Origin of the sequence: Mailhella massiliensis (assembly GCF_020741395.1) — a bacterium.
Taxonomy (GTDB): domain Bacteria; phylum Desulfobacterota; class Desulfovibrionia; order Desulfovibrionales; family Desulfovibrionaceae; genus Mailhella; species Mailhella massiliensis_A.
On record NZ_DYZA01000110.1, the window covers coordinates 1 to 21,291 of the forward strand.

A 21,291-nucleotide genomic window follows, 5' to 3' on the forward strand; every position below is an offset into this window, starting at 1 on the left:
TGCCGCAGAAGAAGAATCCGGACGTGGCCGAGATCATGCGCGGCAAGACGGGGCGCGCCTACGGCAACCTCGTGAACCTCATGACTATTATGAAGGGCATCCCCCTCACCTACAACCGCGACCTGCAGGAAGACAAGATCCCCTTCATCGACACCGACAAGACGGTGCGCCACTCCCTTTCCCTCATGGCCGACATGCTGGAAGGCATCACCTTCCACCCTGAACGCATGAGAAAGGCCCTTGCCGCAGGCTTCTTGAACGCCACCGAGCTTGCCGACTACCTTGTGACCAGGGGGCTGCCCTTCCGCGAAGCGCACCATGTTTCCGGCCGCGCCGTGGCCATGGCCGAGGAGAAGGGTGTGGGCCTGGAAAACCTTTCGCTGGAAGAGCTGCGTTCCCTGAGCACGCTTATTGATGAAGACGTGTATGCGTCCCTTGATTACGATACCGCCGTGGCCCGCCGCAACGTGCCCGGCGGTACGGGGCCGGAATCCGTGGCCCGTCAGCTCGAAAAGATGAAGCTCTGGCTGGAAAAGGGCGGAAAATAGCCATGCCGCGCAGAAAAAAGCACGCTCCCGCTACGCTTGAGGAAACCAGGGACTGGCTGAAAAAGGCTGTTCACAGCGCGCCGCGCCCTCTGCCTGCGGGCTTCTTTCCGAAGATTCTGGAACAGTCCGTGGAAGAGGGCTTTGCCCGGGAGGAGCTTTTGAACGTACTGGATGAATGGCTGAACTACGGCTACTGTCGCCTTATCGACCCCATCACGCAGGATGTGGAAGTCACCCCGGAAGGGGAGGGCTTTTTCTACTAGGCCAGGCCGTGCCTGCGGGCGAAAAAGCAACAAGGAAAAAGCCCCGGCGGAGCATATCCGCCGGGGTTTTGTATTCCGGGAGGAAGCGGGGAAAGAGTCTGGCCGGGGAGCGACGTTGCCTGCTCAGAGACGGCTGTTGAAGGAAAGGGCGTTGGAGGAAAGCTCCGGCCCGCGTTTTGCCGCGGACGGAAGCGGACGAGGCCCGGCCATGCCCGGGAAGATGAGGAAAGGTCCATCCGGGAAGCGGGGCAGGCTTTTACCTTGGCAGAAACGGGAACAGGGCCTTGCCTTCGGGAAGGCTCCGCTTTGTTGCAGGGGGGGGCGATGCCGCCTTTTATCATGGTCTTTTGGCGTACCGACAGGCAGCATGGCGGGCAGGAGGGAGCGATGGACATACTTCTGCTCGGCATGGGGAATATCCTGAAAACGGACGACGGGCTCGGTGTGCACGCGGTACGCCGTCTGGCGGAAGAAGGGCTTGAAGGCGCTGACCTGCTGGAACTCGGTGCCTCACTGGTCGACAGCTTTTTTCTACTGGAAGCCTACGACTGCATTGTGGCGCTGGACGCCGTGCATTTCGGGGGAAAGCCCGGCGCGCTGTGCTGGCTCGGCCGTGAGGAGCTTGCCCGGGTGGGGCGGGCAGAGCTCAGCCTGCATGAGGGCGACCTTCTGGATGCTCTCGACCTTGCCGCCCTACGCGGGAAGCGTCCCGCCCTGTATGTGGCGGGCATGGAGCCCTATGATATCACAAGCTGGGGCATGGAACTTTCTTCCCCCGTGCGTGCGGCACTTTCCGCCTATCTCGCCATGGTGCGGGAGAAGGTGCACCTTCTTGCCCTGAGCGGTAAGCATGGAGAGGGCGACGGGGGAGGGGGAGAGGCTGAGGCATTGCGCGTCTGCGGCGAAGGGCGCCGTTTTTCCTGACGCCGGAGTATGCCCGGGGCAGGGCATGCCGCAGGAAAGCCACCTTTCAAGCAAGGGGAAGGCGGCCGCAGGGAAGCGCTTGCGGCAGGCTGTGCCTACAGCAGGAAGGCGGTAGCCAGCCCGAGGAAGATGAAAAATCCGCCGGAGTCGGTGAGGGCGGTGAGGAAGATGCTGGAGGCCTGCGCCGGGTCGCGCCCCAGGGCGCGCAGCACCAGGGGAATGGCCCCGCCCGCCACGGCGCCGAGCAGCATGTCCAGAAGAAGGGCCACGCCCATGACGGAGGCGAGCTTCCCGTTGCCGCTTATGGCCATGACGCCCGCATAGGCCAGGGCGGCCATGAAGATGCCGGTGCCGAGGCCTATCTTGCTTTCCCTGAACACCGCCCCCCAGGAACGCCTGGCGTCGAAACTTTCCGTGGCGAGCTGCCGGATCATGACGGCAAGGGCTTGCTGCCCCGTGTTTCCCGCCTGATTGGCCACCATGGGCATGAGCACGGCCAGAAGGGCCATTTGCGCGATGGAACCTTCAAAGAGGGAAACGATGAAGGCCGAAAGCGACGAGGTGAACATGTTGATGACGAGCCACGGCAGGCGGATGCGTATGGAACGCGTCCAGGGAGTATCCACATTCTCATCCTGGCCTGCGCCCACCATGCCCAGCATGTCGGAGCTCGCCTCATCCTGGATGATATCGAGCACGTCGTCGTGGGTGACTACGCCCATGAGATGATCGTCCCTGTCCACCACGGGCAGGCAGAGGAAGTTGTAGTGCCCGAGCAGGCGCGCGACTTCGGCTTTGTCCGTGTCGAACTGTACGGAAATCACGTCCTGCCGGTTCACCAGGTCGGCAAGCATGGTGCCGGGCCTTGCCAGCATGAGGTCGCGCAGGGAAATGACGCCCTCGAGAGTTTCCTGACTGTCCACCACATAGACGTAGTAGGGCATTTCCTTTTCTTCCAGCTCGCTGCGGATAAGCAGGATAGCCTCGTCCACCGTGGAATTCACGGAAACCGTGATGATATCGGTATTCATCACGCCGGCGGCAGTGTCCGGGTCGAAGCTGAGCAGCATGCGCAGCTCTTCCGCGTCGTCCGCAGGAAGGTTGCTCAGGAGTATGTCTCTGTGCCCTTCCTCCACCTCGTCCAGAATGTCCACCGCGTCGTCAGGGTCCATTTCCGCGATGAGGCGGGCCGCGTCGTCGGCGTCCATGTTTTCCAGCACGTCGCCCGCCACTTCCTCATCAAGTTCCGCGAGGGCCTCGGCCGCCTCTTCCGTGGAAAGGTGCGTGAGCACGCACAGCTGCTTGTTCAGGGGCAGCTGCTCAAGATGCTCCGCGCGGTCGGCGGGATGCACGAAATCGTCGCTCTCTATGTCGCTTCCGCAAAGCTCAAGCCCCGCTTCTCGGGCGCTTGTTTCATAGAGGGAAAGGTCTTCTCCTTCTTCCTCTCCTGCCGTAGCCTCAGCGCCCGGCGCGGGCTTTTCCTCTTCCGGGGAAGAGGCCTTTCTCGGGGCGGAGGCGTAAAAGGCCGCGGCCCGTTCCTCCTCCCTTCGCTGCGCAAGGGAGCGCTCCTGTTCCGGGAGGCTGTCCTTCACGGAAGAGGCTCCGGGAGCTTCGGCCGGACTTCCGGAGGCAACGGGCACCGCGGTGAGGTCGGAAGCCCCGGAAGAGGAGGGGGCTTCGGCGGCGTTTTCCCGCGCGGAAAGGGGGCGGTTCTCAGGAGCCTGAAGCATGGGGGAATCGGGGGCGTTTTCTCTTTCTGATTGTGTTTTTTTACTCATATCCTGCTTTCTCCCCAAACACTCTTGACGAATCGAGAGAGGTCGCCTAGCCTGTTGCTTCACTCCATTTCATGGCGATTGCCGTCCCGGGCCTGTTCCCGGGAAGGGAAAAGTAAAGAGGCGGACATGTCCAAAGACGATTTTGAATATCACGCTCACGCCGCAGGGGCAAGTTCCAATATGGCGGCGGGGAACAGTTCTGTTTTTCATGTGGAGGGCGTGACCGTTCCCGCCGATACCGCGGCGGTGCTTTCCGAAACTGCCTGCGCCTTTGCCGTGCGGCTCATCCGCATGGCCCTCGAGGAAGACGGGCCGGATCTGACGAGCCTCGGCATCTTCCCTGAAGAGGAGGAATCTTCCGCCTATATCGTGGCCAAGCAGCGCACGCTGGTGGTGGGGCTGCCCCTTATCAGCCTGGTGCTCGCCGTGACGGGCATGGATCCTTCTTCCTGGCAGGCGGAAGTGAAGGAAGGGGCTCTCGTGGAAACGGGTACCGTGGTGGCGCGCCTGCACGGCCGTACGGTGCAGCTTCTGAAGGCCGAGCGCATCATCCTCAACCTGATGACGCACCTTTCCGGCGTGGCCGACCTCACGCGGGAATATGTGCTGCGCCTGGAAGGCACGGGCGTGCGCCTGCTCGATACGAGAAAGACTCTGCCCGGCCAGCGTTATCTGGAAAAATATGCCGTGCGCGTGGCCGGGGGCTGCAATCACCGCATGAATCTCGGCGACATGCTGATGATCAAAGACAATCATATCGACGCGGCGGGCTCCATTACCGACGCGGTGAAGTCCCTTCGGGAGCGCTATCATCCCTGCCCGCCCATCGAGGTGGAATGTCGCGACAGGGCCGAGGTTGCCGAGGCCGTGGCGAGCCGCCCCGAGCGCATCCTGCTCGACAACATGGGCCCCGCCCAGCTTGCCGAAGTGCTTCCCCTCATTCCCCGGGACATAGAAGCGGAGATCAGCGGCGGAGTGACGCTGGAAAGCATACGCACCCTGGCGGAAGCCTGCCCGGAGCGCCCGGCGGATTTCATTTCCGTGGGGCGCATTACCCACTCCGCGCCTTCGGCCGATTTCAGCATGAGGATGGAGCGCGGAGTCAAAGCAACATGCACCGGGAAGTGCCCGGAACATATCTGAGGTGTTTATGGATGTTATGGATCGCGGACTGGATGCGACGCATGCCCGCATCGCGGAGCTGAAAAAAAAGTTCGGCTCTGATCTCGTCATTCTCGGCCATCACTACCAGGCCGATGAAATCATCCGCCATGTGGACATTGTGGGCGACTCCCTGGAGCTGGCCCGCCGCATCCCCGACATAGAGGCCCGCAGCATCGTGTTCTGCGGCGTGTACTTCATGGCGGAATCCGCCGCTCTTCTGGCCCGCCCGGGGCAGAAGGTGTATCTGCCCGACCACTCGGCCGACTGCGCCATGGCCCGCATGGCCCGCGCTTCCGATGTGGAAAGGGTGCTGGAAAAGCTCGCCGCCTCAGGCAGAAAGGTGGTCCCCCTGGCCTACGTCAATTCCTCCCTGGCCGTGAAGGCCGTGGTGGGGCGCTTCGGCGGGGCGGTGTGCACCTCCTCCAATGCCGAAACCATGCTGAAATGGGCCACGGGCGAGGGCGACGCCGTGCTTTTTCTCCCCGACAGGAATCTCGGCCGCAATACGGCGCGCGTCCTCGGCATCCCCGCAGAGCGGCAGGCGCTCATTTCCGCCTCCGGGAACGAACTCGACAGCGATGAGGCGCGCAACGCAAAACTTCTGCTCTGGCCGGGCTGCTGCCCCATCCATGAAAGCCTCATGAAGCCCGACATGGTGGACGCCTTCCACAGCCATTTCCCCGGCTGCCGCGTGCTTGTGCACCCCGAATGTACGCCGGAAGTTGTGGAACGCTGCGACGGCGCGGGCTCTACCGCCTACCTCATCAAGGAAGTGGAAAAGGCCGCCGCCGAAGGCCGTGAACAGGCGCTTTGCATAGGCACGGAATTCCACCTCGTACACAGGCTCATGGAGCGCCATGCCGGGCGCATCAACATCATTCCCCTGGCGCAGGCCTCCTGCCCGGACATGGAAAAGGTGGACGCAGAAAAGCTTCTCGCCACCTTGGAAAGCCTTGAGAACGGCGCGGGCGAGGTCGTCGTGGAAGAGGCCATGAAAGAGCCTGCGCGCAAGGCCGTCGTCCGCATGCTGGAGCATTGCCGTTAGAGCGATTCCGGGGTATCATGGCGCAGCAAGGTTCAGGCCCGCGAGTTCCGGGCATCGTTTTTCCGGCATGCGCCCGTCCCCGCCCGGAAGGGTCTTTTTTCCCGCGCAGCTTTTCCCCGGCCGGGAAAGCTGCCGCGCTCAAGGTTCTTTTCCGGTGTTTCCGCCGTCTTTCGGGGCGGCTCGGGAAACCTGTCTCTCCATCGGTACAACAACGGGTGCTTCCGGCATCCATCTGCTGCGGAGCCTGCCGCAGTTCGGGACAGTTATGAACGCATTACGCTATCGTTCCCAGGTTCTAGTCATAGGTTCCGGCCTTGCCGGCTGTGCTGCCGCCCTCACTCTGGCCGACAGAGGCTTCGAGGTGCACCTCCTCATGCCCACCGAGGGCCTCGACGGCGGCAATTCCGCCATGGCTCAGGGTGGGATAGTCTTTTCCACCGACCCTGAGGATCAGAAGTCCCTGGAGCACGACATGTTCGTGGCCGGGCACGACTACAACTACGCCGAGGCCGTGCACTTCCTTGCCGGGCACGGCGGCGAGGCCGTGCAGAAGATGCTTATTGACAAGCTTCATGTGCCCTTCGACCGCAATGAGCAAGGCTCCTGGGACATGACGCTGGAAGGCGGGCATGCCGTGCCGCGCATCGCACACTGTGCGGACTACACGGGCAGAACCATCATTGAGTACATGCACGCCGCCGTGGCCGCCCACGAGAACATCACCGTGCTTGCCGGGCGCTCGGCCGTGGATCTTGTGACTACGGAACACCATGCCCGCTGCCGCTCCTGCCACTACCAGCTCACCAATCAGTGCGTGGGCGCCTACGCCTTCAACGACGCCACCGGAGAAGTGGAGCTGCACCTTGCGGAAATGACGGTACTTGCCACGGGCGGGGTGGGGCAGGTCTATCTGTATTCCACCAACAACCCCTGGGCCACGGGCTCGGGCATCAGCATGGCGCACCGCGCCGGCGTGCGCCTTGCCAACATGGAATTCATGCAGTTCCACCCCACGGGCCTCTACAATCACGCCCAGCAGATTCCGCTGCTCACCGAGGCCCTGCGCGGGGAAGGCGCCCATGTGGTCAACGGCAAGGGCGAACGCTTCGTTTCCCGCTACGACAGCCGGGGCGACCTTGCTCCCCGCGACATTGTTTCCCAGGCCATTGTGAGTGAAATGCTCGCCACCGGCGAAAACCACATGCTGCTCGACTGCACCACCCTCGACTGCGACGTGACGCGCCGTTTCCCCACCGTGTTTGAGAGCTGCCGGAAGATAGGCATCGACATGCGCGTTCAGCCTCTGCCCATCGTGCCCGTGGCGCACTATTTCTGCGGCGGCATCCTTGTGGATCTGCACGGCAGAACCACCCTCGACAGGCTCTATGCCGTGGGCGAATGCAGCTGCACGGGTATTCACGGCGCAAACCGCCTTGCCAGCACCTCGCTTCTGGAAGCGCTTTTGTGGGGTATTTCCGCCGGAGTCGACATTGCCTCCCGCATGGCGGCGGAGCCTCTCGACACGCGCGTGTTCGCCGAGATTGAGGACTGGAAGCATACCGGCAACGAGCACAACGACGACCCGGCCCTCATCGCCCAGGACTGGGCCACCATACGCCACACCATGTGGAACTATGTGGGCATCATCCGCACGGAAAGCAGGCTGCGCCGCGCCTTTGCCGACCTGCGCGACCTTTCGAGCCATTTGCACGATTTCTACCGGCATACGCCGCTCACACAGTCTCTGGTACACCTTTTCCACGGTTGCCAGACGGCATATCTCATTACCCAGGCCGCCATGCGCAACAAGCAGAGCCTGGGCTGCCATTACCGCAAGGATTAGAGCTTTTTCCCCCGGTTGTCCGGGGGGAAAGCCCGTGCGCAGGACTGCCCCGCTCCATGCGGGGCAGCGTCGTTTAAAGGTACGGGCAGGGTAAGGGGCTCGCCGAGGGCCATGCGGAAAAGGGCCGGTTTTTGTTCCGGCGCTTTTCAGGGAGTAGGGAAGCGCGGCTTGGGCGGCTGGTTTTCGTGAAGGGAGGGCGGCGCGAATCTTCTCCGGCAGAGACGCCGTTGCCGGAGAAACGAAAAAGCCCTCTGCGGCGGGCGGCGTTCCATGCCTCATGGGTACATCTTCTTCCCCGGGTATGAGTCAGGAGAAAGCGGAAAGAATACGGATGAACAGGGAAAGAGCGGCGAAGCCCAGAAGGATGAGCAGGGCGGCGTGGAAAGTTTCCTGCCGGATGCGCCTGGCCAGAGGGCAGGCGCACAGAAAGCCGATGGCTGCCGAGGGCGCCACCCAGAAGCAGGAAGAGAGCACTTGTTCCTTAAGAAGGCCGTTTCCGGCCACAACCCCGATGCTGATGTAGGAAGTGGCGGTGGCGCTGGCGAAAAAGCCCCTCGCCTTGTTTTTTTCCATGCACATGAGCGAAGCGTAAATGGCTATAATGGGGCCGTTGATGCCTATAGCCCCGCCGAAGAAGCCGGCCAAGAAGCCGCAGACATATTTCATGGCTGCGCGGGAAGCCATGCAGACGCCCAGGCAGTCATGAATGAGCTGTACCACGATGAGTATGCACAGCAGAAGTTCCAGCAGCGAAATGTCCACGACCTTCAGCGTCCATACGCCGACGGCAATGCCCGGAATGGCGGGGATCCAGAAGCCCAGCAATTCCCTGACATTGATATAGCGCCAGTAGAAGACCATGGTCAGGGAGCCGACCATGGTTCCCGTGATAAGGCTTATGAGGATGACCTCCTTGGAGGAGACGAACAGGGAAATGAGAGGCATACTGATGAGTGCCCCTCCCATGCCCGTAAGTCCGTTGATGAAAGCTCCTATGAACCATGCTCCGGCTATGATGAGCAAGCCAGTGTTTATGCTGCCCTCGGAAAGTGGTGTAAAGCAAGCGTCTATGCTTTTGGGGAATTTTTGCAGATGCAAAAAAGGAAAAATCCCGGGCGGAAGCGCTTTCCGCCGCAATGCGGTGACGATACGGATTCCTCTCTTTTTTCCGCAGAAATCCCCATGAGTCCCGCACAGGCGTCTTCCCGCGCGTTTTTGCATCCGCATCTTATCCGTTGAAGTGTCGCAGCGGCGTTTCATGCCCCGTAGGGGCTTTTTCTTCCCCGGGGTATGAGTCAGGAGAAGGCGGGAAGAATACGGATGAACAGGGAAAGCGCGGCGAAGCCCAGAAGGATGAGCAGGGCGACGTGGAAAGTTTCCTGCCGGATGCGCTTGGCCAGAGGGCAGGCGCACAGAAAGCCTATGACCGCCGAGGGCGCCACCCAGGAGGAGGAAGAGAGCACATGCTCCGTAATCAGGCCGTTGCAGGCCATGATGCCGATGCTGATGAGGGATGTTGCGGTGGAGCTTGCGAAAAAGCCGCGGGCCTTGTTCTTTTCCATGCACATGAGCGAAGCGTAAATGGCCATGATGGGGCCGTTGATGCCGATAGCCCCGCCGAAGAAGCCCGCTGCGAAGCCGCAGATGTACCTCATGCAGGCGCGGGGAGCCATGCAGGTGCCCAGCCAGTCCTGAACGAGCTGCACCACAATGTGCAGGACGATGAGTATGCACAGCAGAAGCTCCAACAGCGTGATATCTACGACCTTCAGGGTCCATATCCCGAGCCCGATGCCCGGAAGGGCGGGGAGCCAGAATCCCAGAACTTCCTTCATGTCGATATAGCGCGCGTAAAGCAGGAGCGTCAGCAGCCCCACCATGGCCCCGGAAATAAGACTGATAAGAATGACATCCTTGGAGGAAAGGAACAGGGAAATGAGCGGCAGAGCGATGAGCGTGCCTCCCATGCCCGTAAGGCCGTTGATGAAAGCCCCTATGATCCATGCCCCTGCGATGATGAGTAAATCGTGGTTCATGTTTAGCCTCAGAAAGTGGTGTAAAGCATGCGTCTATGCCTTTGGCAGGCTTTTGTAAATGGAAAAAAGAGGGGATTTTCCCGGCGGGAGAGAGAAGGGCGGATGCCTGTGGCTTGCGGCATTTCCTCCTTTTCAGGAAGGATCCTTCATACGCTGTGCGCAGGCGTGCTTCTGCGCGTTCAGGGTATGCATCGCTTCTGCAAAGCGCCCGTCCGGAGACTGGCTGAGGCGGAAAAAGCTGCATCCTTGCGGACGGCATAGGGCCGAAAGGCGGCCCGCAGCCCTGTTTTTTCTTATCTCCGGCGTGCGTTGCGTTCTTTTCCGGCGTCCTCTGTGCCGGAGGCCTCCATATGCTGCTGCCCGAAAAAGCGCGTTTTTCCCTGCGCAGGAGCTGTACGGGTCCTGCGCTTCCGACTCGAAGGGCAGCGTTTAAAAGAAAAAGCCGCCGGAATACCGGCGGCGGGGAAGCCCCCCGGAGGGGGCCGCCTGAAGCGAACTTACTTCACGGTGTAGAACTTTTCGCCGGAAGCGCCGCACACGGGGCACTTGCCGTCGAACTTGCCCTTGCTGATGAAGCCGCACACGGGGCAGATGTAGTAGTCTTCCGCATCGGTAGTGGGATCGTTGGCCACATCCTTATAGAGTTCGGCGTGCACGCCTTCCACCTTGCAGACCATGTCGAGATACTTGGCAATGGCCATTTCCTCTTCGTTCTTCGCGTCGAGGATCATGCCGGGGTACATGTTCACACATTCATGGGTTTCGCCCGCAATGGCGGCCTGAATGTTTTCAGCGGTGCTCTTGACTTCCTTGGCGTTGCGGAAATGGGCCAGGGCGTGGATGGTTTCGGCTTCGGCGGCGGCGCGGAACATCTTGGCGGCCTGCTTGCAGCCTTCCTTCTCCGCCTGGGCGGCAAAGGCGAGGTACTTGCGGTTGGCCTGGGATTCACCGGCGAAAGCTTCCATCAGGTTGTCGTAGGTCTTGCTCATGACAGCTCCTTGTGCGAAAAGACGTTGTTGTTTGTCCGATTATCTGTGTTGTATTCCGTAACAGGAACGATTCTTATTTAGGACAGAGTTCCGGCTTTGTAAAGAGTTTTTTCCGACTTTGGAAAAATTTTTCGTTTTTTATTTTTAACCATCTGTTATCAAAGGAATTCTATGGCATCCGGCTACAAAGTTCCCGACCTTCCCCTCTTCGATGCCTCTTCCCCGGGCGGGAAAATGTGGGTGCGTTTTGAGGAAGAGATCAAGCGCAGCCGCTTCATCACCACGCTGGCCCGCGCCGACAGCCGGGAGAGGGCGCTTGCCCTTGTGGATTGTGTGCGGAAGGAATTTCCCGATGCGCGGCATCACTGCTTCGCCTATGCCGCAGGGCGGCCCGGGGAAACGGCGAAGGTGGGGCAGAGCGACGACGGGGAGCCCCACGGCACCGCAGGCAGGCCCATGCTCAGTCAGCTGCTCTACGGCGGCGTGGGGGAGGTGGCGGCCGTGACGACGCGGTATTTCGGCGGGATCAAGCTGGGCACGGGCGGACTGACGCGCGCCTATCAGAACGGGGTGAAGGAGGCGCTCGCCCTTCTGCCCGTGACGGAAAAAAAGGTTTTCCTGCGGGCCAGGGCGCGCGTGGACTATGCCCATGCGGACAGGTTCTACCGCCTTCTGCCCCGCTTTCAGGCGAAGGTGGCGGAGGAGTCCTTCGGCGAGTCCGCCCTTTTTACGCTGGAACTGCCTGAAGAATGTTTTGAAGCATGCCGTCTGGCCCTGCGGGAATGCACGGACGGCATGAGCGAACTTGTACCGGCTGAGGAGAAGGGATGAAGGACATACTTATGCTGGCCACAGGCGGTACCATTGCCTGCGAACCTTCGGAGGACGGCCTGGTGCCGAAGCTTTCGGGAGAGGCCATGCTGAAGAGTCTGGGGGCCCTGCCCTGCCGGGTGAGCGTGCGCGAGCTCATGAACCTCGACAGCAGCAATCTCCAGCCCGAAGACTGGGAGGCCATGGCCCGGGCCGTGGCGGACAGCTATGAAGATTTCGACGGCTTCGTCATTACCCACGGCACGGACACTCTGGCCTACACGGCTGCGGCCCTGTACCAGATGCTGAGGCATCTTGCGAAGCCCGTGATCCTCACCGGCTCCCAGCTTCCCATGGCCATGGAAGGTTCCGACGCTCCGCGCAACCTGCGCGACGCTTTTTTCACGGCCTGCGAGGGGGTGGGCGGGGTGTATGTGGTGTTCCACGGCGAAGTCATCGACGGGGCAAGGGCCAAGAAAATGCATACGGAGCGCTTTGCCGCCTATGCCAGCGTGAACGCGCCTCTTGCAAAGATCACCCCTCAGGGCGTGCAGTGGAGGGAGCGGCGCTCCCCGGACGGGAAGCCTTTCTGCCTCGTCACCGGGCTGGAGAAGAGGGTATGCGTGCTCAAGCTCATCCCCGGGACAAGGCCCGAGCTTCTGGATATGCTGGTGGATGCGGGATACCGCGGCGTCATCATTGAAGGCTTCGGCGCAGGCGGCGTGCCCAACGACGCAAGGGGAAGCTTTCTTCCTTCCATACAACGGGCCGTGGAAAAGGGGGTAGTCATAGTGTGCGCCTCCCAGTGCGTGTTCGACGGTGTGGATCTGTCGCGCTACCCCATAGGCGTGCTCGCCGCGCGTCTGGGGGCCGTTTCCGGCGGCGATAAGACCGTGGAAATCCTGGCGGTGCGCCTTATGCAGGCCCTGCACCACTGCCGAGGCGCGGAGGAAGTGCGGGCCTTCATGGAAAGGCCCGTCTAGAGCGCCTTGCCTTTTCCTTCTTTTTGCGTCAGAAAGAAAAAAATTATCTCTGCGGAGTCAGCAATGAGCAATCCCCTTATCCTGATGGAAACTTCCTCCGGCGATATTCTGCTGGAACTTTTTGAAGACAAGGCGCCCGCCACGGTGGCCAATTTCCTCCGCTATGTGGACGAAGGCTTTTACGACAACACCATTTTCCACCGCGTTATTAAAGGGTTCATGATACAGGGCGGCGGGCTCGGCGTGCGCATGGACGAGAAGCCTACCCATGAACCCGTGCAGAACGAGGCGGGCAACGGCCTTTCCAACAAGCGCGGCACGCTCGCCATGGCGCGTACCTCCGAGCCTCATTCCGCCGCGGCCCAGTTCTTCATCAATCTGGTGGACAACGAGGAGCTCGACCATAAGGACGACACGCCCGAAGGCTACGGCTACTGCGTGTTCGGCCGCGTGGAAGACGGTATGGACGTGGTGGACAAGATAGCGAAACTGAAGGTCAAGGCGCAGGGTGAACATGAGGCCGTCCCCGTGGATATGGTCGTCATCACCCGCGTCGGACGTTTTGAATAGCCGCCCGGGGCGGAGGAGCCGGTCCTGCCGGCTCTTTTGTTTTTTCCGTGCCGCGGAGCACGGGCAGACGGCCCTGCACGGGCCGGTTTCAGGAGCGTTTCGTGGAAACAGGATCAGGAGCCTTGCCGCTGGTTGGGGTTGTCGTCATCGTCGTTTTTCTGCTCATCTTGTTCTTCCGTAAGAAAAAGGAACCGGAACCTGCCCCGGTCCCGGAAAAGAACCTGCCTCCCGTTTCGGAAAAAGGGATTCCCGAGGGCATGGATGAGCTTTACCGTTGCGGGGTCGACCCCTGCTCCTGCGGCGTGCCCGTCATGTACACGCTGCATACCTGCCGTCACTGCGTGCGCCTCAAGGATTTCCTTGACAGGCACGGCATAGAGCACCGCCTGGTGTATGTGGACGAGTTTGAGAATCCGGCCAGAAGGGAAATCATGGCCACGCTCCGCTCCCACAATCCCAGGGGCTCCTTCCCCACGCTGGTCGTGCCCGACGGCCGCAGCGTGGTGGGCTTCCGGGAAGAGGCGGTCAGGAAAGTGCTCGGCCTGAACTAGCTTTTGAAGCGGCGGAGTCTTTTGCCATTCGGCGTCCAGACAGCGCTGCCTTGCGCATGCCTGCTTTCCGGCTGGGGAAGGCGCGGTTTTCCCCGCCTTTTCCAGCCCTCCGGCAGACGTGCGTTTTTCCTTTCCTGCCCGGAGCCGTCGGCCTTGTGGAGAAGGCGGGAAGCCGCATGAGAGGGGAAGCGTCTTCATGGCGGTTCTCCCCGTATTCTCCCGCGCGGGCACCATCGCCGGCTGCCGGGCAATCCGTCAGAACTATTCACATCGCAAGGAGTTGGGATGAACAAGAAATACATTGCGGGCGGCCTTATCTTCTGGGCCGGGCTTTCCGGCTACATGGGGCTGCGCATCCTTGAAAGCTATACCGAAGACGCCGTCTACGCCGCGCTTTCCGCCGTACCCGCGCAGGCCGAGGTAATACGCTATTCCTTCCTCAGCAACACGCTCAGCCTGAAGAACGTGGAATACGAGCTCCCCCACGAGCACATCATGCACAAGGGCACCATTGAAAGCGTGGAAGTGACGGGGTTCAACAGAAAGTGCATGTTCGTCAAGCCCAATATGCCCGCCTACGACGCGGATACGCTGCCCATCGTGGCGGAATCCATCACCGCCTCGGGCATTGTCGACAGTATCCATGTCGACAACACCCGCGTGGAGCAGAAGATAGCCGACGTACAGATAAAGGGCTGGTATCAGCGTCTCGGGCTGCTTCTGGATCAGCGCAGCAAGCATAAGGGCGAAGCGCCCTTTTATGAGGAACTGTACCGCTACCGCATGGACGGGCTGGAAATCAACAACATAAACAGCGTGCTTACCAGCACGGACATGTCTGATCCTCTCTCCTTCGCTGTGGGGAAGGTGGCCCTCTCCCAGGGCGTCGCCGCGCCGCGCGGTGACGCGAAGGTTGCTCCCATAAGCATGTATGCCTCCGGCCTGAGCTTTTCCCACAAGTCCGCCTTCGGCACGTTGCAGCGTGTGGAAGTGAAGGACCTGCTCCTTCCCGATCCGGAAGCCATGGAGGGCATCATTGGGCTTTATGACAGTCTGGAGACTGCACCGGCTGCCGCCGGGAAAGCGGCTGACAGGAAGGATGCGAAGGCGGAGCCTGCGGCAGACGACATGCTGGACTCCGCGCTGACGAACCTGTTGAAGTACTATGATACGCATCTTTTCTACACGCTTTTCGGCGTGCAGGGCATGAACTTCACCTTAAAAGCTGAGCCGGAGTCCATGACTGTAGCCTTGAAGGGCTTCTTCCATACGCAGAGCAGGGAAGGCGCGGACGTGAAGAAGGACGGGGTGGATCTTTCCGGGCTGAAGTTCATCCTGCCCCGGGGAGGGGATCCCGTGTTTGCCGTTCTGTCCCATTACGCGCCGGAAGGGATTACGCTGAATATAAAGGGCGATATCCGTACCGGGAAGGACGAGCTCGCAAGCGTTGCCCGTTACGAGCTGGAAGGCCTGGGCGTGCTGGACGGCGAATGTGTGTACGGCGGCGATTTCGCCGCGCTGAACAATCTTTCCCTGCTTACGTCGGAAGATGCCGGCCTCGCAGTGCTGCAGAAGCTGCAACTGAAGAAGCTTTCCGCCGCGTACAAGGATTCCGGCCTCCTCGCCATGGTGCTGGAACTCGCCGCTCCGGAGTACTCCCTGACCCCCGAAGAGGCGGCGAAAACCATTGTGCAGATGGGAAGAGAGCTTGAGGCGGTTCCCGTCAAGCTGTATCAGGAAATTGGAGTCCTCCTGAAGGATCAGTTCACCGCTCCCGGGGAAATGGGCATGAGCTTCAAGTCGGAAAAGCCCATGAGCTTCATGGATCTTTTCACCATGGCGTTCATGGCCCCTGAGATGCTGCCGTTCTCCTTCACGTCCACGCCCGGCGCGAAGCCTCTGGCGGAGTACCTGTCCGTGAAGGAGAAGGCTCCCGCCGCGCCTGAGAAGCCTGCCGCACCCGCTGCGCCTGAGAAGCCTGCCGCACCCGCTGCGCCTGAAAAGGCTGAGGAACCCGCCGCGCCTGCGGCGTCCGCTGCGCCCGAGCTGCCCAGGCAGCCGGAAACGCCCGCCGTGCCCGAGGCTCCTGCGGTGAAGGCTTCTCCCGCTCCAGAGAAGGCTGAACAGTAAAAAACATTCCGGGCCCTTCCGCCTTGCCGGGCGGAGGGGCCCTCACATTATGGCGGAACAAAGGGAACGATATGAAGAAAGCGTCTATTGTCGGAGGGGTTCTCCTTCTGGCGGTGCTTGCCGGATGGGGCGGCGTGCACGTTTTTGAAGGCATTGTGGAAAAGTCCGTGGCCGGAGTTCTTGCCGGGAAGTCCGTGCAGGCCGGGGAAATACGCTACCGCCTCTTCGGCAACACTCTCACCCTGAAGGGCGTGACGTATGAGCTGCCGGAGCAGGGCGGCGTCGTGCGCAAGGGTTCCGTGGAGCATGCGGAGCTGGAGGGCATGGACCGAAGCCTGCTTGTCTGGTGGAAGAGTTCCCGCGAGGCTGAGGAGCTTCCCCTTCTGGCGGAACGCATCATGATTGCGGGCCTGTCCGACACCATACGGCTCGGCAGCTCGAGCGTGGAGCAGAGCGTCGACGAAATACGGATACAGGGCTGGCGTCAGCGTCTCGGCGTGCTTCTGGAAGAGTATCGCCGCAATCCCTGCGCTTCCTCCTTTTATGAGGAGCTGTACCGCTGCCGCCTGGACGGGCTGGACATAAGCGGTGTGAAGGTGAAGCTTTCCGAGCCGGGCATGACTTCTCCCCTGACTCTGGAACTGGGGAAGGCGGGCCTTTCCGAAGGCATCGCCGCGCCGCGCGGTGAGGAGAAGGTTCCCCCCGTGAGCCTGTACCTTTCAGGGCTCAGGCTTTCCGGCCCCGACATGTTCCTTTCCCTGCCGCAGATGGAGATGAAGCGGCTGCTCCTTCCCGAGCCGGAGCTTATGGCGGAATTCGTCCGGCTCTTAAGCGAAAACCTGGCGCAGAAGAAATATGCCGGGGCCGGGACGCAGGGCGGCAAGGCCGCTTCCTCTCCGGTCGAAGAAAAACCGAACGCCCTGGCGGTTCGCCTGTCGACGTATTATAAAACGCATCCGGCATATTCTTCGGTGGCGCTGAAGGGCGCAAACATCGCCATGAGCGGATTCGGGTATCCCTTCGAGCTCAGCGCTGAGGGCTTCACCCGTCGCCTGGCCATGGCGGAGCAGGGCGCGGTCAGATCCGAAACGGAGCTTTCCCGCTTCCGCCTCAGCCTGCCGAAGGAAGGGGATGAGATGTTCCTTCTGCTGGCCCGCCATGTGCCGGAGGGGATTTTCCTGAGCATGAGTGCGGAAACGCTGAAGAGCGACAGGGCTTTTTCCGCCAGATGGACGTATGACGTGGAATCTCTTTTCCGTATGGAGGGGGAAGTCTCCATGCAGGGCGACATGGACGTCATGGACGGGATGATGATCGCCGGGGCCGACGAAGAAGCATACCTTGCGCTGCTCCGTGAAATCAGGGTGGAAAAGCTGAACGTCGCCTATGAGCTTTCCGGCATCGTTGCCCTGGGGGTGGAGTATTTCGCCCGGAAAAAGGGTATGACGCCCGGGCAGTGGGCGGCCGGTGTGACGCAGGAGGCGGATAAGCTCAGCGCAGACCCGGACAGGCTGCTGCGTGAACTTTCCGCCGTGATACGGAGTCTTTTGACGGCTCCCGGCGAAGTGCGGCTGAACTTCATGCCTGCGCAGCCCATGAGCATGGCCGCGATTTCTGAAGCCTTCCTCTCAAATCCCGGATCCCTGCCCCTGAGCCTGTCGGCAAAGCCCGGGGCAAGGCCTCTGGCCGACTTCTTTCCCCCCGATTGAGCCTTTGAGGCGTTCATGAAGGCGACGGATCTCCGCCGCCTTTTTTTCGGCCGGGTCCTTTGTCCGGCGCGCCTCTTCTTCATGCCGGGCGCAGGTTCCGGGCCCGGGAAAAGCGTTCTTGCCGGGAGATAGGCGGCCGGGAAAGCGCTTTTTTCCATGCAAAGGAGGCTCCGCCCTTTTCCCGATGCGGTACGCCCGGGGGAATATTGCCTTTTCTGGAGCAGAGCGGCGGAGCCTTTGCCTCCGGCGGGACATGCTTTTCGAGCGGCGCTGCCGGAAAAAAACTCCCGCCTCCTTGAAGGGAAGCGGGAGTGTGGCGTCGGAAAGAGCAGGGAGGGGCTATTCCACCTTGTGCGATTTCCAGACGTGCTTCACGGGATGGGTTTCGTTGTAATGCTCATGGAAGAACTTGAGGCGGCGCTGTATGCGCAGGATGCGGCGCATGAGCTCGCTCAGGCTGAAAAAGGCCGTGGAGATGAGGATGCACACCACGAGCGTGGCAATGGCCGCATAGAGGTACATGCGGTTGGTCGCGTCGTCCGGGCTGTCCATCTGCCAGACGAGGATGAAGAAGCCGAGGATGCCGAGCATCCAGAGCAGATGGGCGCAGCCCTTGATGAGGCTTTCCATGGGCACGCGCGCATAGGGGTTCACTTCCACAAGGGCCGTCCATTCGTCGCTCCCACATTCCGGGCAGCGCCCGAGAAAGTCGGGGAACACGGTTTTGCAGTGGGCGCATTGCAATTCCTGCTGCACATTGTTTTCCGGGGCCTTCTTTTCCACCGCCGGGCGCAGGGAACGCTTGGCGAGAATACCTTTTCTTCTTTTCATGCCGCAGCCTCCCGGGAGAACTTCGCGCCCGCCTTCTGGCGGAGCCAGGTGAGAACCATGAGGGCAAGGCCGAGGAGGTAGCCGAAGTAGCGCTGTTCATGGGGCAGGAAGAAGCCGGTGATGAGCGCGGGATACATGAGCGCGACGGTGGCGGCGAAAAGAAGCAGCCTGTCCGCGATGCTCGTTTTCGTGATGTACCAGCCCTGAATCATGGAGGAGAAGCAGATCATGCCGAGGGAAGTCATGCAGAAGATCATGACGGCTTCGGGCATGCTGTGTATGTTCCAGAGTATGATATCGTGGTTGAAGATGAAGACGAGGGGCAGAAGGGCGGTGCGTATGTCGTAGAAGAAGCCCTGTATGCCCACGGCGATGGGCGAGGTGTTGGCTATGGCCGCGCCCGCATAGGCGGCAAGGCCCACGGGAGGCGTATCGTCGGCCAGGATGCCGAAGTAGAAGCAGTAGAGGTGCGCGGCCATGAGCGGCACGGCGAGCTGCGTTCCGTGGATGGTGAAGCCGGAGGCGAGTTCCACGAGCACGGGCGCGGTGAGGGAGGCCATGATGATGTAGTTGGCCGTAGTGGGCAGGCCCATGCCGAGCAGGAGGCTCGCCGCCGCCGTGATGATGAGCAGAAGGAAGATGTTGCCCATGGACAGGATTTCCACGAAGGACGTGATCTGCTGGCCGAGGCCCAGGGACACGCAGCCCACGATGATGCCGGCAGAAGCCGTGGCAAGGGCCACGCCCGCCATGTTGTTGGCCCCGGCGGCCATGGAGGAGACGGTGAGGGCGAGGCCTTCCTTCAGGGCCTTCCATTTGGAGGTCTTGCGCACTACCGCGACGCACACGGGCTGGAAGATCATGATGATCGCAAGCACGATGATGGCGCGGAACACGGAAAGCTCGGCCGAGTGCTGGAGCGCGATGAGCTCATAGAGCAGCATGGCGAGGGGGAAGAGGAAGTGCAGGCCGCCGCGCAGAACATCCCACGCGCGGGGAAGCTCGTCTTTGGAGAGGCCGCGCAGGCCGAGCTTGCAGGCTTCCACATGGGTGATCCACAAAAGCGCGGCGTAGGAGGCGAAGGCCGGTATGGCCGCGGCCTTGGCCACTTCGATGTAGGGCACGTTGACGTATTCGGCGATGATGAAGGCCGCCGCGCCCATGACGGGCGGGGCGAGCTGGCCGTTGACGGAGGATGCCACTTCAATGGCCGCCGCCTTCACCGCAGGATAGCCCACCTTTTTCATGAGCGGGATGGTGAAGGTGCCCGTAGTCACCACGTTGGCGATGCTGGAGCCTGAGACCATGCCGGAGAGGGCGGAGCTGAACACCGCGGCTTTGGCCGCGCCGCCGCGGTAGCGGCCGAGGCCGCTTATGGCAAGCTGCGTGAAGAAGGTGCCGCCGCCCGCGCGGTCGAGCATGGTGCCGAAGAGCACGAAGAGAAAGACCACGGTGGCCGACACTTGAAGCGGAATACCGTACACGCCCTGCGTATCCATGGTGATCTGCGAGATGAAGCGCGAGAGCGACGCGCCCTTGAAGGCCAGGAAATCGGGCAGGTACGGCCCTGTGAATACATAGAGAATGAACACGGTGCTGATGATGGGCAGTGCCGGCCCGAGAACGCGGCGCGTGGCTTCAAGCAGAAGTACCACGAGCATGATGCCCATGAGTATGTCGCGGGCTATGGGCGAGCCGGGACGGGAGGAGAGGCCCGTGTAGTCGAGGAAAATGTAGAGCGCGGCTACGGCGGCCATGATGCCCAGAATGTAGTCCATGACGGTGACCCTGTTCATGGCCAGCAGGATGCGCAGGTCCCACCTTGAGGAGGCCGAGGGTTTGATCATGGGAATGTTGAAGTACACGAGGGTTATGGCGAAGGCCAGGTGTATGGACTTCACATAAATGGAGTCGATGAGCAGCACGCTGGCGCTGGCCATTTGGAAGAGCGACCAGCACAGGGCTATGACGAAGGTGATCTTCGCCGTGATGCCCATGGTGTCGCCGCGCATGCCGTGCTCGGCATGGGCCACGTCTTCCTTGTACTTGTCCCCGGCGGGAGCGGTTGGGATATGTTTTTGAGGCATGGCTGTGTCCACAGGTGGAGATGGTAGGAGAAAGGAGCGTTTTTTCCGCTCCGGGCCGGGAGCGCGGGGGCGGGGAGAAAACAGAAAGCGGGGGCAAGGCCGCAGCCCGCCCCCGCAAGCCCGTGTGCCGCCCTTATTTGAGCAGGCCGGCTTCCTTGAAGTACTTTTCGGCGCCGGGGTGGAAGGGAGCGGTGCGGCCTTCCAGCAGGCTTTCCTTGGTGATGCTTTCCAGTGCCGGGTGGAGTTTCTTGAATTCGTCGAGGTTTTCCACCACTTCCTTGGTTATGGCGTAGACGATATCGTCGGGCGTATCGGCGGAAGTCACGAAGGTGGCCAGCATGCCGATGGTTTCCACGCTGCCGTCGGCGGCATTGGAGGCGTCGGGGTACTGGCTCATGTCGATGGTGGTCTTGGAGTAGTAGGGACATTCCTTGAGCAGATTGTCCATGCCGGTGATGGGCACGATACGGCACTTGCGCTTGCCGGCCGTGGCTTCCTTGATGTTCCCGTTGGGATGGCCCAGGGTGTAGAAGAAGCCGTCGATGCGGCCGTCCTGCAGGGTGTGGGGCGCGTCCGCAGGCTTCAGGCCTTCACCGCGGAAATCCTTGCCGGGTTCGAGGCCCACTTCCTTGAACACCTGAAGGGCGTTGATGCGGTTCCCGGAACCGGGGTCGCCCAGATTGATGACTTTCCCCTTTACGTCCTTCACGCTTTTGATGCCGGAATCTTCGGCGGCCACGAAGGTGACGGCCTCGGGGGCCAGGGCGAACACGAAGCGCAGTTTGGTCACGGGCTTGCCTTCCCAGTCGCCGATGCCCTTGTAGATAGTGTCTACACGAGTTAAGTTAACAGCTTGAGCCATATCGCTATACAGCGGATTTGTGCGGCAGCCTCAAACGATGAGAGCATCTTCGCGTATCTAGGTTCAGGACTCATTAAATATAAAAGATGACAATGGCAGCGAGACAAATAGCCGAAAAGAACGTGTGGGCACAACGGTCATAACGCATGGCTATTCTGCGCCAATCCT

At 61.1% G+C, this 21,291-nt stretch carries 18 protein-coding genes and 2 pseudogenes; 12 read left to right on the forward strand and 8 right to left on the reverse strand.

The annotated features are described in order from the left end of the window. From K8W16_RS05750 to K8W16_RS05760, 3 genes and pseudogenes are all read left to right on the forward strand, one after another. Positions 1 to 548, forward strand: a pseudogene (locus tag K8W16_RS05750) (argininosuccinate lyase); the annotation flags it as partial. Between the two features lie 2 nt (positions 549 to 550). Next, on the forward strand, positions 551 to 811 hold the full coding sequence (locus K8W16_RS05755; RefSeq protein WP_304122006.1) for a hypothetical protein: 261 nt from the start codon (positions 551 to 553) through the stop codon (positions 809 to 811). A gap of 387 nt (positions 812 to 1,198) precedes the next feature. Continuing rightward, positions 1,199 to 1,735, forward strand: coding sequence for a hydrogenase maturation protease (locus K8W16_RS05760; protein ID WP_304122007.1), 537 nt, complete (start codon positions 1,199 to 1,201; stop codon positions 1,733 to 1,735). 95 nt (positions 1,736 to 1,830) lie between these two features. Here the strand turns inward: K8W16_RS05760 and mgtE are convergent, their stop codons facing one another. Beyond that, on the reverse strand, positions 1,831 to 3,513 hold the full coding sequence (gene mgtE, locus K8W16_RS05765) for a magnesium transporter (protein ID WP_304122008.1): 1,683 nt from the start codon (positions 3,511 to 3,513) through the stop codon (positions 1,831 to 1,833). Positions 3,514 to 3,639: 126 nt separating this feature from the next. Here mgtE and nadC point away from each other — a divergent pair, with 126 nt between their 5' ends. The 3 genes from nadC (at position 3,640) to nadB (ending at position 7,565) form a co-directional block, all read left to right on the forward strand. Then, positions 3,640 to 4,656: a carboxylating nicotinate-nucleotide diphosphorylase gene (nadC, locus tag K8W16_RS05770; RefSeq protein ID WP_304122010.1), complete on the forward strand. Its 1,017-nt coding sequence runs from the start codon at positions 3,640 to 3,642 to the stop codon at positions 4,654 to 4,656. Positions 4,657 to 4,663: 7 nt separating this feature from the next. Further along, positions 4,664 to 5,722: a quinolinate synthase NadA gene (gene nadA, locus K8W16_RS05775; RefSeq protein WP_304122012.1), complete on the forward strand. Its 1,059-nt coding sequence runs from the start codon at positions 4,664 to 4,666 to the stop codon at positions 5,720 to 5,722. A gap of 265 nt (positions 5,723 to 5,987) precedes the next feature. Next, on the forward strand, positions 5,988 to 7,565 hold the full coding sequence (nadB, locus tag K8W16_RS05780) for an L-aspartate oxidase (protein ID WP_304122013.1): 1,578 nt from the start codon (positions 5,988 to 5,990) through the stop codon (positions 7,563 to 7,565). Positions 7,566 to 7,871: 306 nt separating this feature from the next. Here nadB and K8W16_RS05785 read toward each other — a convergent pair whose 3' ends face one another. The 3 genes from K8W16_RS05785 to K8W16_RS05795 all read right to left on the reverse strand — a co-directional run bounded on the left by K8W16_RS05785 (position 7,872) and on the right by K8W16_RS05795 (position 10,590). Beyond that, complete coding sequence (locus K8W16_RS05785) at positions 7,872 to 8,588, reverse strand: sulfite exporter TauE/SafE family protein (RefSeq protein WP_304122015.1); 717 nt, start codon at positions 8,586 to 8,588, stop codon at positions 7,872 to 7,874. 272 nt (positions 8,589 to 8,860) lie between these two features. After that, positions 8,861 to 9,601: a sulfite exporter TauE/SafE family protein gene (locus K8W16_RS05790; protein WP_304122017.1), complete on the reverse strand. Its 741-nt coding sequence runs from the start codon at positions 9,599 to 9,601 to the stop codon at positions 8,861 to 8,863. Between the two features lie 497 nt (positions 9,602 to 10,098). Next, positions 10,099 to 10,590 carry a rubrerythrin family protein gene (locus tag K8W16_RS05795; protein ID WP_304122018.1) on the reverse strand — a complete coding sequence of 164 codons (492 nt, stop codon included), beginning with the start codon at positions 10,588 to 10,590 and terminating at the stop codon, positions 10,099 to 10,101. A gap of 171 nt (positions 10,591 to 10,761) precedes the next feature. Here K8W16_RS05795 and K8W16_RS05800 point away from each other — a divergent pair, with 171 nt between their 5' ends. From K8W16_RS05800 to K8W16_RS05825, 6 genes are all read left to right on the forward strand, one after another. Next, the gene (locus K8W16_RS05800) at positions 10,762 to 11,421 is read left to right on the forward strand and encodes a YigZ family protein (protein ID WP_304122020.1); all 660 of its coding nucleotides are present in this window, start codon (positions 10,762 to 10,764) and stop codon (positions 11,419 to 11,421) included. After that, on the forward strand, positions 11,418 to 12,383 hold the full coding sequence (locus K8W16_RS05805) for an asparaginase (RefSeq protein ID WP_304122022.1): 966 nt from the start codon (positions 11,418 to 11,420) through the stop codon (positions 12,381 to 12,383). Before K8W16_RS05800 ends, K8W16_RS05805 begins: the two co-directional genes overlap by 4 nt. Before the next feature lie 63 nt (positions 12,384 to 12,446). After that, positions 12,447 to 12,953 (forward strand): peptidylprolyl isomerase, encoded by a 507-nt coding sequence (locus tag K8W16_RS05810; RefSeq protein WP_304122023.1) that lies wholly within the window; start codon positions 12,447 to 12,449, stop codon positions 12,951 to 12,953. 101 nt (positions 12,954 to 13,054) lie between these two features. Then, on the forward strand, positions 13,055 to 13,504 hold the full coding sequence (locus tag K8W16_RS05815) for a glutaredoxin family protein (RefSeq protein WP_304122024.1): 450 nt from the start codon (positions 13,055 to 13,057) through the stop codon (positions 13,502 to 13,504). Between the two features lie 285 nt (positions 13,505 to 13,789). Further along, positions 13,790 to 15,634: a hypothetical protein gene (locus tag K8W16_RS05820; RefSeq protein WP_304122026.1), complete on the forward strand. Its 1,845-nt coding sequence runs from the start codon at positions 13,790 to 13,792 to the stop codon at positions 15,632 to 15,634. Between the two features lie 71 nt (positions 15,635 to 15,705). Continuing rightward, entirely contained in the window at positions 15,706 to 17,343 is a 1,638-nt protein-coding gene (locus K8W16_RS05825) for a hypothetical protein (RefSeq protein ID WP_304122028.1), read from the forward strand. Between the two features lie 339 nt (positions 17,344 to 17,682). Here the strand turns inward: K8W16_RS05825 and K8W16_RS05830 are convergent, their stop codons facing one another. The 4 genes and pseudogenes from K8W16_RS05830 to K8W16_RS05845 form a co-directional block, all read right to left on the reverse strand. Next, positions 17,683 to 18,174: a translation initiation factor IF-2 gene (locus K8W16_RS05830; RefSeq protein WP_304122029.1), complete on the reverse strand. Its 492-nt coding sequence runs from the start codon at positions 18,172 to 18,174 to the stop codon at positions 17,683 to 17,685. Continuing rightward, on the reverse strand, positions 18,171 to 20,261 hold the full coding sequence (locus tag K8W16_RS05835) for a TRAP transporter permease (protein ID WP_304122031.1): 2,091 nt from the start codon (positions 20,259 to 20,261) through the stop codon (positions 18,171 to 18,173). Before K8W16_RS05835 ends, K8W16_RS05830 begins: the two co-directional genes overlap by 4 nt. A 133-nt stretch (positions 20,262 to 20,394) precedes the next feature. Continuing rightward, positions 20,395 to 21,123, reverse strand: coding sequence for a TAXI family TRAP transporter solute-binding subunit (locus tag K8W16_RS05840; protein ID WP_304122032.1), 729 nt, complete (start codon positions 21,121 to 21,123; stop codon positions 20,395 to 20,397). A gap of 73 nt (positions 21,124 to 21,196) precedes the next feature. After that, positions 21,197 to 21,291, reverse strand: a pseudogene (locus K8W16_RS05845) (IS5/IS1182 family transposase); the annotation flags it as partial.